The 13,017-nt window shown below is 61.3% G+C and carries 13 protein-coding genes; 5 read left to right on the forward strand and 8 right to left on the reverse strand.

The window, feature by feature from the left end; all coding sequences use genetic code 11:
- Positions 1-447: 447 nt before the first annotated feature.
- The 4 genes from E4Q23_RS19035 to E4Q23_RS19050 form a co-directional block, all read right to left on the reverse strand.
- The gene (locus E4Q23_RS19035; RefSeq protein ID WP_169068104.1) at positions 448-885 is read right to left on the reverse strand and encodes an acyl-CoA thioesterase; all 438 of its coding nucleotides are present in this window, start codon (positions 883-885) and stop codon (positions 448-450) included.
- 421 nt (positions 886-1,306) lie between these two features.
- The gene (locus E4Q23_RS19040; RefSeq protein ID WP_169068105.1) at positions 1,307-2,749 is read right to left on the reverse strand and encodes a LutB/LldF family L-lactate oxidation iron-sulfur protein; all 1,443 of its coding nucleotides are present in this window, start codon (positions 2,747-2,749) and stop codon (positions 1,307-1,309) included.
- Positions 2,746-3,450 carry a LutC/YkgG family protein gene (locus E4Q23_RS19045; protein WP_169068106.1) on the reverse strand — a complete coding sequence of 235 codons (705 nt, stop codon included), beginning with the start codon at positions 3,448-3,450 and terminating at the stop codon, positions 2,746-2,748. Before E4Q23_RS19045 ends, E4Q23_RS19040 begins: the two co-directional genes overlap by 4 nt.
- Positions 3,447-4,229, reverse strand: coding sequence for a (Fe-S)-binding protein (locus tag E4Q23_RS19050; protein ID WP_169068107.1), 783 nt, complete (start codon positions 4,227-4,229; stop codon positions 3,447-3,449). The genes E4Q23_RS19045 and E4Q23_RS19050 overlap by 4 nt, the downstream gene beginning before the upstream one ends.
- A 415-nt stretch (positions 4,230-4,644) precedes the next feature.
- Here E4Q23_RS19050 and E4Q23_RS19055 point away from each other — a divergent pair, with 415 nt between their 5' ends.
- Positions 4,645-5,397, forward strand: a complete 753-nt coding sequence (locus E4Q23_RS19055) for a FadR/GntR family transcriptional regulator (protein ID WP_169068108.1) — start codon at positions 4,645-4,647, stop codon at positions 5,395-5,397.
- 181 nt (positions 5,398-5,578) lie between these two features.
- Here the strand turns inward: E4Q23_RS19055 and smpB are convergent, their stop codons facing one another.
- Positions 5,579-6,025 carry an SsrA-binding protein SmpB gene (gene smpB, locus E4Q23_RS19060; protein WP_169068109.1) on the reverse strand — a complete coding sequence of 149 codons (447 nt, stop codon included), beginning with the start codon at positions 6,023-6,025 and terminating at the stop codon, positions 5,579-5,581.
- Positions 6,026-6,114: 89 nt separating this feature from the next.
- On the opposite strand from smpB, the gene E4Q23_RS19065 reads away from it, so the two are divergent.
- Together E4Q23_RS19065 and E4Q23_RS19070 are read left to right on the forward strand one after the other, a co-directional pair.
- Positions 6,115-6,558 (forward strand): type II toxin-antitoxin system RatA family toxin, encoded by a 444-nt coding sequence (locus tag E4Q23_RS19065; protein WP_169068110.1) that lies wholly within the window; start codon positions 6,115-6,117, stop codon positions 6,556-6,558.
- A complete protein-coding gene (locus E4Q23_RS19070) occupies positions 6,551-6,865 on the forward strand; it encodes an RnfH family protein (RefSeq protein WP_169068111.1) in 315 nt (104 codons plus the stop codon). Before E4Q23_RS19065 ends, E4Q23_RS19070 begins: the two co-directional genes overlap by 8 nt.
- Positions 6,866-6,944: 79 nt before the next feature.
- Here E4Q23_RS19070 and E4Q23_RS19075 read toward each other — a convergent pair whose 3' ends face one another.
- The gene (locus E4Q23_RS19075) at positions 6,945-7,388 is read right to left on the reverse strand and encodes a DUF4124 domain-containing protein (protein WP_169068112.1); all 444 of its coding nucleotides are present in this window, start codon (positions 7,386-7,388) and stop codon (positions 6,945-6,947) included.
- 62 nt (positions 7,389-7,450) lie between these two features.
- On the opposite strand from E4Q23_RS19075, the gene guaB reads away from it, so the two are divergent.
- Entirely contained in the window at positions 7,451-8,911 is a 1,461-nt protein-coding gene (gene guaB, locus E4Q23_RS19080; protein ID WP_169068113.1) for an IMP dehydrogenase, read from the forward strand.
- A gap of 58 nt (positions 8,912-8,969) precedes the next feature.
- Positions 8,970-10,535 (forward strand): glutamine-hydrolyzing GMP synthase, encoded by a 1,566-nt coding sequence (gene guaA / locus E4Q23_RS19085; protein ID WP_169068114.1) that lies wholly within the window; start codon positions 8,970-8,972, stop codon positions 10,533-10,535.
- 161 nt (positions 10,536-10,696) lie between these two features.
- Here the strand turns inward: guaA and E4Q23_RS19090 are convergent, their stop codons facing one another.
- Together E4Q23_RS19090 and E4Q23_RS19095 are read right to left on the reverse strand one after the other, a co-directional pair.
- Positions 10,697-10,933, reverse strand: coding sequence for a type II toxin-antitoxin system RelB/DinJ family antitoxin (locus E4Q23_RS19090; RefSeq protein ID WP_336511737.1), 237 nt, complete (start codon positions 10,931-10,933; stop codon positions 10,697-10,699).
- Positions 10,934-11,066: 133 nt separating this feature from the next.
- Positions 11,067-12,806, reverse strand: coding sequence for a nitrite reductase (locus E4Q23_RS19095; RefSeq protein ID WP_169068116.1), 1,740 nt, complete (start codon positions 12,804-12,806; stop codon positions 11,067-11,069).
- Positions 12,807-13,017 lie beyond the last annotated feature (211 nt).

Below are 13,017 nucleotides of genomic sequence, written 5' to 3' on the forward strand. Positions count from 1 at the left end.
GGCTAGCCGCTGCAAGTCCGGCGCATCGTCGGCCACGGTCTCGGTAAACAGCAGATCCACTCACGCTTCCCCCCTCCCGGGTGGAACAACATCAACGCGACATTCACTGGAGAGAGCGAGATTGGCCCCTTACTCCGGATTAGGCAAATCCAATTTATCTATCGAAGTCTTCCTGGATGCGAGCTATGTCGGCGCGACAAGCGGGAAGAACTGAAGGACCGGGACGTCAACTGGGAGATTGCCATGAAGCGCGGCAAGCTCAGGTCTGTCTCTGAAAAGAGCGGGGTTGGTCAGCTGCCACGCAACTGCACACGCTGTTCGCCCTTGCCAATCTGATGATTGCGAAGCGAAAGCTACTGGCGCTCAACAGCCAAGTTGCGTCCTGGATAGGACGAAAGGCCCGGGAATGGGCCGCCTACAAGCGGTTCAGAAGTAGCCACCACGGATCTAATGGTCTTGTGGAGCGACTTGGTAGGCATTTTCCAGGGCCTGCCTGATTGGGGCAGGAATTTCTTTTGCCTTGCGCGTTTGTGGGTCAAAGAAGACTTCTACCGTGTCGTACGTGGCATGCACTTCCTTGGTATCAACATGCAACATTCGCTCGGTAAAAGTACAACTTTTGCGGCCGATACGGGTCAGCGAACTATCTACCAAAATCAAATCCCCTGCCAGCAGCTCCTGCAAAAACTGCACCGTCGCGGAGGCGGTTACCGTATGCACTCCAAACTCCTCCTGCATTTTCTTGTGACTCCCCCAGTAGAGCGGCCAAAGATGAAAGGCGGCGTCATCGAAAAAATGGCTATACCAACGGACATTCATATGGCCGAAGTTATCGCAATACCACGGATGCACAACTCCGCGCAGGATTTCTATGGGTTCAGACATCATTCTTCTCCAGTGATTTTTCGTCTCTCAATGCGACGCCATCCATGTATGCGATGGGTCCTCTGCCGGTCGAGCACCTGCGCGGGCGATGCTGACGGCTCCACGTAGGCATGACCGTCAAGCAGCAACGGGATCCGCTCACCCTGCCGACTGCGGAGCGCCGGATCAACAATCAGCGCCACGCCGACCCACCGTCATTGCGAGGAGGCGCAGCCGACGCGGCAATCCAGAGGTTTGGCTTTTCGCGTTGTAACTGTGTCACTGTGGCGGAACATAGCGAGACGATGGAACTGGATTGCCACGTCGGCTGCGCCTCCTCACAATGACGTGCGGGCTGGTGTCGCGGTTTCACGAGCCAGGCGCCGGGCGGCAAGCATGGCCGACGTACTGCTGACGCACCTCGCCGGCGACGCTTGGCGTCTCAGCGCTTCTTCCTCTCCGCCATCAGCTCATGCAGCGTCCGCGCCGCCGGCTTCATCGGCGTGCGGCTGACCGTCCAGCCGCCCTGCATTGGCGGGGTCAGCGCACGAAAGCGAGTCGCCAGCCAGCCAAAGGCGCGATATAGCGCCGGGCGGGTGTACAGCGCAGCCCAGCCCGACCAGACGGCGTCGACCAGGCGGCTCTTGGCAGCGCCCTGACCGCGCAGCGGAGCATGTCCGGGCCGCGCATCGTGCTGCGCTTCCTCGCGCAGGCGGACCAGCAATTCGGGAATCGGGATGCGCACCGGGCAGACTTCGCCGCAGGCACCGCAGAGGCTGGAAGCGGTTGGCAGGACGTGCGTGGCATTCAGGCCGAGCATGTGCGGCGAGATGATTTCGCCGATCGGCCCCGGATAGGTGGTGCCGTAGGCGTGGCCGCCGATGCGCGTATACACCGGGCAATGGTTCATGCAGGCGCCGCAGCGGATGCACTGCAGGGTCGAGCGCAGCTGCTCGTCGCCGTAGGCCTGCGTGCGCCCGTTGTCGACCAGCACCAGGTGCATCTCGCCGGGGCCGTCCTTCTCGCCGGGCTTGCGCGGACCGCTGATCATGTTGAAGTAAGTGGTGATCGCCTGCCCGGTCGCGGAGCGCGTCAACAGGCCGAACAGTGGCGGCACGTGTTCGAGCTTCTCGACCACTTTTTCGATGCCGGTGATGGCGATATGCACTTCGGGGACGGTGGTGCACATGCGCCCGTTGCCTTCGTTCTCGACCAGGCACAGGGTGCCGGTTTCGGCGACGGCGAAGTTGACCCCGGACAGTCCGACCTCGGCGTTCATGAACTTCTCGCGCAGGACGGCGCGGCCAATGCCGATCAACTCATCGACCGATTCGGTGTAGCCGGCGCCAGGTACCTTGTCGGCAAACAGGCGGGCGATCTGCTGCTTGGTCTTGTGAATCGCCGGCATGATGATGTGCGAAGGCTTCTCGCCGTCGAGCTGGACGATGTACTCGCCCATGTCGCTCTCCAGGGCGTCGATACCGGCGGCGGCCATGGCATGGTTGAGCTCGACCTCCTCGCTGACCATCGACTTGCCCTTGACCATCAGTTTCGTCGAATGGCGCTGCGCAATGCCGACGATGATCGCGCAGGCTTCTTCGCCATCCTCGGCCCAATGCACCTGCACGCCATTGTCGGTCAGCTTGCGCTCGAGTTGTTCGAGCAGATCCGGCAGCCGCGCCAGACTGTACTTGCGGATGTGCTCGGCGAGCGAGCGCTGACGTTCGAGCGCTTCAGGATTGGGGAACTGCGCGGCGCGCTTGCTGATCAGGAAATCCATCGCGCCGCGAAAACTCTTGCGCAGATGCGCATCGGCAACGGCGACGGAAGCACGCTGCTTGAATTCGCTGGCCGGAACGAAGTTGAGCTGCTGGCTATTATTCATTGCCCTTCCTCGTCGTTGACCTCGTTGACCGCGTTGACCGCGTTGTCCAGCAACAGCACTACCAGCTCCTTCGGACCGTGCGCGCCGTAGGCGAGAGTGACCTGAATGTCGGCAGTCTTCGACGGACCGGAGACGAGCAGCGCATTGGTCGGCATGCCCTCGCTCCAGCGCTGCGCCTGCATGGCGTCGAAAAGCGTGTCGTGGAGCTGATCGGCGTCGAGCAGCGCGAAGTGGATCGGTGGCACCAGCGACATCAGGCGCGGCTCCCTGGCGTCCGGCCAGACAATCAGCGTGCCGGTTTCGGCGATCCCGCCGCGCGTCGAAGTCAGGCCGGCATCGGTGTCTTCGAAGAGTTCCTTCTTCCACTCGCCGAGCGGGCGGTCGTAAGGCTTCAGCCCGGCAATACCGGCCGCCTTCAGCGCTTCGGCGTGTGCACTCGCTTCGCCGTAGAGCAGCGAGCGCACGCCCTTGGCGGCGCAGATTTCGCGCAGCTTTTGTGGCCAGTTGTCCTGCGTGACGCGCAGCACTTCACCGTGCCAGAACGCCATTTTTTCGCAGAACAGTTCGATTCTCGCCGCGCGCGTGCTGGCTGGCGTGGCCGCGCGGATGGCAGCATAGAAAGCAGGCACAGCCGGTGCCAGCGGCACCCTGCCTTGTGGCGCGGCGCGCAGGCGCTGCAGGATGTTGTCACGCGCGCTCATTGCTGTCCTCCTTCGCCACTCGTCCGCTGCCACAGGAAAGTCGCCAGGTGCTGCCCCTGAAAACCATCGCGCCGCTTCTGCAGCGTGTGGTTCAGGCTGAGCATGCAGCCGCAGTCGGCCGACAGGAAAGTCTCGGCACCGGTCTCCTTGAGCGCATCGACCTTGTCACCAGCCATCGCCGACGAGATCGCCGGGTGCTTGAGCGAGAAAGTGCCCCCGAAGCCGCAGCACTCCGATTCATGTTCGTGCATCACCACCTCGACCGCCCCCAGCTGCGCCAGCAGCGCGCGGCCGTGCTCGTGCGTGCCCATCTCGCGCCGCGCCGCGCATGAAGTGTGCAAGGCGACGCGTGCCGGCACACCCTGGTCTGCCAGATTGACTTTGGCAACATGCACCAGGAACTCGCTGAGTTCGAACACCCGCTCGGCAAGCGCAGTCGCCTCGGCCTTCAGGCGCGGATCGTCGGCAAACATCTCCGGATAATGATGGCGCATGGTGCCGGCACAGGAACCGGAAGGAACGATCACCGGCCACGCTTCCGGGAAGAGCTGCAACTGCGCCTGGGCAACGGCGCGTGCCTGCTCGGGAAAGCCACTGCTGTGCGCCGGCTGCCCGCAGCAGGTCTGGTCGGCCGGAAAAAGGACCTCGATCCCTTCGCGCTCGAGCAAGCGAAGAGCGTCCATGCCCGCCTCCGGGCAAAACATATCAATCAGACAGGTCCCGAAAAGGTAGACCTTGGCCGGCTTGGCCGGGTAGTGGCGAGGGCCTGCTGCATCCATGGCTGTCTCCTGTGCTCTTGTCGGCGGAAAGTGGTCAACCAAAAAGTGGTAAGACCAATTACCCAATACACTAATTGCAGCCCCTGCCTTTGTCAATCGCCTGCCGCTCACTGCAGCCAGTGCGCCCCGATTACCGGCAATTCGTAGCGCCGTAAGGTTAAACTGGCACGCCATACGCGGGGCAGGAATGGAAGCCGCAAAAAATTTGTAGACTGCCGGACGAAACAGACGGGTAAGACCATTTTAACGGTCATGACACGTGGAGACACCGCAAATCATGAAAGTCATGACCGTTTCCCTCTTCCCCTGCCCCTTCTCCCGCAAGGAGAAGGGAGTTTCGTGAGTCGCTTGCGCGACTTTCACATTAACGGCGCAATGATTTCGGCGAACCCGCCAAGGACATCAACAGATCAGCATGAATATTGCCAAGCTCCAGCTCCCGCGCATTCCTGACGCCGTCGCCCATCAGATCGAAACGCGCATTCTCGAGGGCTCCCTCAAACCCGGCGACCGCCTGCCTGCCGAACGCGAGTTGGCAATCGAGCTGGGCGTCTCGCGCCCTTCACTGCGCGAAGCCATCAAGAAGCTCGTCTCCCGGGACCTGCTGATCAGCCGTCATGGTGGCGGCACTTTCGTCACCGACCGGCTCGCAACCAGTTTTTCGGATCCCTGGCAGCAACTCATCGAGCAACACCCCCGCCTGCAGGAGGATGTGCTCGAATTTCGCCATCTGATCGAAGGGTCGGCTGCCGAACTGGCTGCGCGGCGGGCAACCGAGGGTGACCTGGAGCGTCTGGAGCAAGCCTACGTGAAACTTGACGCAGCGTACGGTGAGAACGATCGCAGTGCCCAGGTTGCGGCCGATGTCGCTTTTCACCTGACGATTGCGGAGTCGGCGCACAACGTGCTGTTCGGTCACCTGCTGGGGAGTGTTCTGCGCCTGCTACACGAGCATGTGCGGCGCAGTCTCCGTGACATCGCGGTGAGCCCGGAAACCGGGCGGCAACTGATGGCGCAACACCGGGCCATCCACGACGCGATTCGCGCACACGAGCCGGAAACTGCTCGCCTGGCGGCGCAAACGCATATCGATTTCGTCCGCCAGCGGCTCGACGAAGCCGCAGATTCGGAGCAGCGGCAACAGCGCTCCTTGCGCCACTTCAGTTGATGTGAAGTCGCGCAAGCGACTCACGAAACTCTCTTCTCCCTCGCGGGAGAAGGGCCGGGGGAAGAGGGGCGGTCATGACTTTCATGATCCGAGGTGTATCGATTGTCATGACCGTTAATGTGAAGTCGCGGCCGGCGGCCGATGGCCAGGCGCTGCGCATGCCCGCAGCCGGCCGAGCGGCCTAGACCTTGGCGCGCATCAGCCGCGCTTTCTCGCGCACCCAGTCGCGGTCTTTGTCGGCTTCCCGCTTGTCGTACTGCTTCTTGCCTTTCGCCAGACCAATTTCAACCTTGATGCGACCGCGCTGGAAATGCAGGTCGATCGGCAGCAGCGTGTAGCCCGCGCGTTCGACCTGGCCGATCATCTTGCTTATCTGCCTGGCGTGCAGCAGCAACTTGCGAGTACGCACTGCATCCGGTTTGATGTGCGTCGACGCCGCCATCAGCGGTGTGATGTGCATCCCGAAAAGGAAAACTTCGCCTTTGCGGACGACGACATAGGCTTCCTTGATACTCGCCCGACCGGCGCGGATCGCCTTCACTTCCCAACCTTCCAGCACCAAGCCCGCCTCGACCTTCTCTTCTATGAAGTAGTCATGAAAAGCCTTCTTGTTGGCGACAATGCTCATGGTGCCTTTTCTCGGGAAATTGGGGCGTGGGTGGGGGCGTGCGATGCTAGAATATTTGATTCTACAGGATTCACGAGGTACGGCAGAGGATGGCCATGGTCAAGAAATCGGTGCTGATCGAACGTTCATCGCAGCAGATGTTCGACCTTGTCGACCGTGTCGAGGACTATCCGAAGTTTCTACCGTGGTGCAGCCAGACGCGCTGCGAGTTTCGCGACGAGCAGAAAACGGTCGCCACGCTGCACATCAACTACCGCAACGTGACTTCGCATTTCACCACCGAGAACGACAAGGAGTCGCCACAGTGGATGAGAATCCACCTGGTGGATGGCCCGTTTCGCCGCCTTGAAGGCCTCTGGCGTTTCAAGCCCCTGGCCGACTACGCGTGCAAGATCGAGTTCCAGCTATCCTACGAATTCTCCAGCAAGATGTTCGAAAAAGTGATCGGTCCGGTTTTCAGCCAGATCGCCAACACTTTCGTCGACGCCTTCGTAAAACGCGCCAACGAAGTGCATGGCTTGCCCAATGCCTGAACTGCTCGCCATCGAGGTAATCTACGCCTTGCCAGACAAGCAGCAGCTGGTCAGCCTGCAGCTTGCCGCGGGCAGCACCGTGCGCGAGGCGATCGAGGCGTCCGGACTGCTGCCAAAGCACCCGGAAATCGACCTCGCAAAAAACAAGATCGGCATTTTCGGCAAACTCACCAAGCCCGATGCAGAACTACGCGATCAGGACCGCGTCGAGCTCTACCGCCCGCTGATTGCCGATCCGAAAGAAGTGCGCAAGCAACGTGCCGCCGAAGGCAAGGTCATGAAAAAAGGCGCCGGCGAAGGCGAGTAGGCGAGAAAGCAGGATTCGCGCAGCGCGTTTGCCAGCACTTCCGCAGCGTCCATAGCACACTTCACCCTCCACGCTTCTCTCAGTGGCAACTGGCCTGCACGTCCTGGCGTAGCTTGGCGATCGCCTGCGTGCGCTGCGCCTCGTCGAGGTAGTAGCGCTCGCCCTTGCTGTCACGCATTGCCACGCGTTCGCCAGACTCCAGAAGCTGCAGCGAGCGACGCGCGCTCGCGCAGTTTTCCTTTTTCTGCGCCGCCAGGCGCTGCTCCTTGTCGGCCTGCTCGGCGCCTTCCTGCGATTCCTTCTGACGCTTGCGAAACGCCATCTCGCGGTCAGCCAGGGTCTGGTCGCTGGCCTCGCTCGCTGGTGGGGAATCGGCTTCGATTTTCCGCGCGCCCGTGACGCTCCCGGGAGGCGGTCGGTCGGAAATTACCGTCGTGTTGTTTTCGTCCTGCCATTGATAAATCTGCGCCTGCGCAGCGAAGGCGGCAAGTAGCATGGCGGCAGCAGGAGCAATGCGCTTCATGGGCGTTCAGCGGTAAGGGAGCACGCTGTATAATACGTTTTTGTGACCTCGGATCAAAGGCTATGCGTTTAATCCAACGGGCGCTGACGTTCGATGATGTGCTCCTCGTTCCCGCCCATTCTTCCGTAATGCCACGCGATGTCACGCTCAAGACGCGTTTGACGCGCAACATCAGCCTCGAACTGCCGCTGGTTTCGGCGGCCATGGACACCGTCACCGAGGCGCGCCTGGCGATCGCCCTGGCGCAGGAAGGCGGCATCGGAATCGTGCACAAGAACTTCAGCCCAAAAGTGCAAGCCGCCGAAGTCGCCAAGGTCAAGCGTTTTGAGTCCGGGATCCTCAAGGACCCGATTACCGTACCGCCGACCATGTCGGTGCGCGAGGTGCTGGCGCTGACCACCCTGCACAAGATCTCCGGCGTTCCGGTGCTCGATGGCCGAGTCGTCGTCGGCATCGTCACCAACCGCGACCTGCGCTTCGAAACCAAACTCGACCAGCCGGTGAGCAACATCATGACGCCGCAGAATCGCCTGGTGACTGTCCCTGAAGGGGCAACGATCGAAGAAGGCAAGGCGGTAATCCACAAGCACCGTCTCGAACGCGTGGTGGTCATCAACGACGCCTTCGAACTGCGCGGCCTGATCACCGTCAAGGACATCATCAAGACCACCGAACACCCGAACGCCAGCAAGGACGCTTCCGGACGCTTGCGGGCCGGCGCCGCCGTCGGTGTCGGCCCAGGCACCGAAGAACGCGTCGAACTGCTCGCCGAAGCCGGCGTCGATGTCCTCGTCGTCGATACCGCGCACGGCCATTCGCAAGGCGTGCTCGACCGCGTCAAGTGGATCAAGAAGAACTTTCCCGATGTCGAGGTGATCGGCGGCAATATCGCCACCGCAGAAGCGGCGCTGGCGATGGTCGACCATGGTGCCGACGGCGTCAAAGTGGGCATAGGCCCGGGCTCGATCTGCACCACGCGCATCGTCGCCGGCGTCGGCGTACCGCAGATCACGGCCATCCAGAACGTCCATGATGCCCTCAAGGACTGCGGCGTGCCGATGATCGCCGACGGCGGCATTCGCTACTCCGGCGACATCTCGAAGGCAATCGCTGCCGGCGGCAACGCGGTCATGCTCGGCGGCCTCTTCGCCGGCACCGAGGAAGCGCCCGGCGAGGTCGAACTCTTCCAGGGACGTTCGTACAAATCCTATCGCGGCATGGGTTCGATCGGCGCCATGGCCGCCGGCGCTGCCGACCGCTATTTCCAGGAAGAAACGGCCAACGTCGACAAACTGGTCCCCGAAGGCATCGAAGGCCGCGTTCCCTACAAGGGCTCCGTGCTGGCGGTGATTCATCAGTTGATGGGCGGCCTGCGCTCGTCGATGGGCTACCTCGGCTGCCGGACGATCGCCGAAATGCACGCACGGGCGACCTTCGTCCAGATCACCTCGGCCGGTGTCCGCGAATCGCACGTCCATGACGTACAGATCACCAAGGAAGCTCCCAACTACCACGTCGATTGAGCATCGATTGACGATTCACGGGCGGCTACGGGCCGCCCGCTTCATTTGAGGCGTCGCCATGTCCCACCAAAGAATTCTGATCCTCGACTTCGGTTCGCAGGTCGCGCAGCTGATTGCCCGCCGCGTCCGCGAGCAGCAGGTTTACTGCGAACTGCATCCCTACGACGTCTCCGCGGACTTCATCCGCGACTTCCAGCCGCAGGGAATCATCCTCTCCGGCGGCCCCAATTCGGTCTACGACGTCGAGGACTTCAAAGCCCCGCAGGTGGTGTTCGAACTCGGCGTGCCGGTGCTCGGCATCTGCTATGGCATGCAGCTGATGGCGGCGCAGTTGGGCGGCAGCGTCGAAAGCTCGAACAAGCGCGAATTCGGCTATGCCGAAATGCGCGCCCGCGGCCACTCGGAGTTGTTCAGGGGCATCGAGGATAGACGCAACGGTGAAGGGCACGGGCTGCTCGACGTCTGGATGAGCCACGGCGACAAGGTCACCACCCTGCCCCCGGGTTTCAAGCTGATCGGCAGCAACCCATCGACGCCGATCGCCGCCATGGCCGACGAAGAGCGCAAGTTCTACGCCGTACAGTTCCATCCCGAGGTCACGCACACCCTCAAGGGCAAGGACATCCTCGGCCGCTTCGTGCGCGACATCTGCGCCTGCGGCCACGACTGGAACATGCCTGATTACGTCGGCGAAGCGGTCGACCGGATTCGCGCCCAGGTGGGCCAGGAGGAAGTCATCCTCGGCCTTTCGGGCGGCGTCGATTCGTCAGTGGCCGCAGCGCTGATCCACCGCGCCATCGGCGACCAGCTGACCTGCGTTTTCGTCGATAACGGCCTGCTGCGCCTCAATGAAGCCGAGCAGGTTATGCACACCTTTGCCCGCAATCTCGGCGTCAAGGTGGTGCATGTCGACGCCAGTGCACAGTTCATGGGCCATCTGCAGGGAGTCTCCGATCCCGAGCAGAAGCGCAAGATCATCGGCCGCGAGTTTGTCGAAGTTTTCCAGGTCGAGGCCGCCAAGCTGGCCAACGCCAAATGGCTGGCGCAGGGAACCATCTACCCCGATGTAATCGAGTCCGCCGGCGCCAAGACCAGGAAAGCCCACACCATCAAGAGCCACCACAATGTCGGCGGCCTGCCCGAAGATCTCAACCTGAAGCTGCTCGAACCGCTGCGCGAGCTGTTCAAGGACGAAGTCCGCGAACTCGGCGTCGCCCTCGGTCTGGCCCACGACATGGTCTATCGCCACCCTTTCCCCGGCCCCGGTCTCGGCGTGCGCATCCTCGGCGAAGTGAAGCCCGAATTTGCCGACCTGCTGCGCCGCGCCGACGCCATCTTCATCGACGAACTGCGTGCCGCCGGCTGGTACGAGAAAACCAGTCAGGCCTTCGCCGTCTTCCTGCCCGTCAAGTCGGTCGGCGTCATGGGCGACGGTCGCACCTACGAATACGTCGTCGCCCTGCGCGCCGTTGAAACGCAGGACTTCATGACCGCGCAATGGGCCGAACTGCCACACAGCCTGCTCGGCAAGGTATCCAACCGGATCATCAACGAAGTGCGCGGCATCAACCGCGTGGTCTACGACATCTCGGGCAAGCCGCCGGCGACGATCGAGTGGGAATAGGCAGCCGCCCGGCTTCTGGCCTTCTGCTGAGCACACCAGCGGCGTGACTTCCTGGTGAATTCTTCGCTTTGACGCGGAGAGCTTTAGCCAAGGGCATGTTACTTGGCCAGCGGCCGCCAATGAAGGGGTTTGGAGTGCGGCGGAACGGAAAGCTTTACGAGCTATTCTCTTGCGGCGCGCTGTGTAGTCGAAGCGCTGACCACAGGCTGCCGTTTGCCTGTCTTCACGCTCTTCAGATTGACCTCAAACGGTAAGCAGCGCTCATCCGCTACGTGCACCATCAACAGGCGAATAGCGTCCGAAATGGACAGGCCCATTGCTTTGAGCGCGACGACGGCGCGCTTCTTTGTCTTGGTGTCGATACGCGCACGCACATCAGTATCGGTTCTCATGGCAATTCTCCTTCCATCGGCTTCGTCCCTCGCTTGTGTTCCCATGGGGTAGCCTCACCGGGAAGACAGGTATCGGGACCTGCCAAACGCAAGAAAAACGGGGGGCCAACCGGCCCCCGCATTCTCCTGCGTCAATAGCTCAATAGACGTCGTGCTGGGTGTTGAAGACGTTGAACTTGCCGGTCGGCGTGATCAACTCCGGATCCTTGATCACTGCTTTCAGCTTGCGCGTCTTGTCGTCAACGACGACCAGCGCCGAATTCTTGTCCTTGGCGCTCCACACCGAGAACCAGACCTCGTCGCCGGCCACGTTGTACTCGGGCTGCACGATGCGCCTGGCGCCATCGTCGCCAAGGTCGGCCCAATCACCAATCGGCAGGATTTCAAAACCCTTGTCCAGGTTCTTGATGTCGAAGACGGCAACCGACTGACTGATCTTCGCTTCCGGATTGAGCGGTGTATCGACCCAAAGATTGGTCGATTTGGGATGCGTCTTGATGAACAGTGAGCCGCTTCCCTGCCCCGTAAGCGTTTGCACGACCTTCCATGCCTGTGCCTTGTGCTTGATCGGGTCGGTGCCGATCAGGCTGATGAACTCGTCACCCAGGTCGCTGGTCGCCCATACCGGACCAAACTTCGGATGGACGAAATTGGCGCCGCGTCCAGGATGCGGGATCTTGCCGACGTCGACCAGCGCGGCAAGCTTGTCCTCCTTGGTATCGACCACCGCGATCTTGTTCGACGCATTGGCGGCGACCATGAAGTACCGGCCCGTCGAGTCGAAGCCCCCGTCATGAAGGAATCGCGCGGCGTCGATGATGGTGATCTTCAGATTCTTGAGGTCCGAGTAGTTAACGGCCATGATCTTGCCGGTTTCCTTGGCATTGACGATGAACTCGGGGTTGTAGTGCGAACCGACGATCGACGCCACGCGCGGTTCCGGATGGTATTCCTGCGTATCGACCGTCGAACCGCGCGTCGATACGATCTTCAGCGGATTGAGCGTATCACCGTCCATGATCACGAACTGCGGCGGCCAGTAGGTACCGGCAATCGCGTACTTGTCTTCGTAGCCCTTGTACTTCGAGGTTTCGACCGAGCGCGCTTCGAGGCCTACCTTGATCTCGGCGACGTTGGTCGGCTCCGCCATCCACAGGTCGATCAGGTTGATGCGGGCATCGCGACCGATCACGTACAGGTAGCGCCCGGACTTCGACATCCGGGAAATGTGTACGGCGTAGCCGGTCGGCAGGATCTTGACGATCTTCTTGGTCTTGCCGTCGATCAGCGCGATCTTGCCGGCATCACGCAGCGTCACCGAAAAGAGGTTGTCCAGGTCCAGGTTGTTCATCTTCTTCGTCGGGCGCTGTTCGGGCGGCACGCTGATCTTCAGCGAGGCCATCATCTCCTTCATTCCCCATTCAGGCGGCACGGGCGGTTCCTGCTGGACGTAGCGCGCCATCATGTCCACTTCGGCCTCGGTCAGATCCCCGGAAGTCCCCCAGTTTGGCATCCCGCCGGGCGAGCCGTAGGTGATGAAGACCTTCAGGTACTCAGTGCCGCTAGCCAGCGTTTTGTCCGTGGTCAGCGGCTTGCCCGTTGCGCCCTTGCGCAGTACGCCGTGGCAGCCAGCGCAGCGCTGAAAATAGATATTCTTGGCCTTCTCGAATTCCTCCTTGGTCATCGGAGGCGCTTTCGGGTTGATGTTGTGGTGCATCGCGGTGTCGCCGACCGGCGACGAGTCGCCGGCCTGATAGCTCTGTTCGACCTGTGAAATCGGTTTCTTGGCATCCTCCTGTGCACAGGCGCTGCCCAAGGCCAATGGCAAAGAAGCGGCAAGCAATATGGCGGTACTACGCAATCTGCGATGAGTCGTCATTTTCCTGAATCCTCCATGTTTGGTCCTGCGGCCGGCAAAACGCCAAGCCGAGGTGTCGATTTACGCCTTAACCGCCGAATAGTTGTTGACAATGGTCAACTATTCTCAATTCTGCCGTGCGAAAGGGCGGCTATGGATGTGCAGCTGCGCGGATTGGCAATAGTGGTGGCTGCCAGTCTGTCCACATGTCTTCCCGGGATCGAGACGCATG

This window comes from Candidatus Accumulibacter phosphatis, from assembly GCF_012939955.1.
Taxonomy (GTDB): domain Bacteria; phylum Pseudomonadota; class Gammaproteobacteria; order Burkholderiales; family Rhodocyclaceae; genus Accumulibacter; species Accumulibacter delftensis.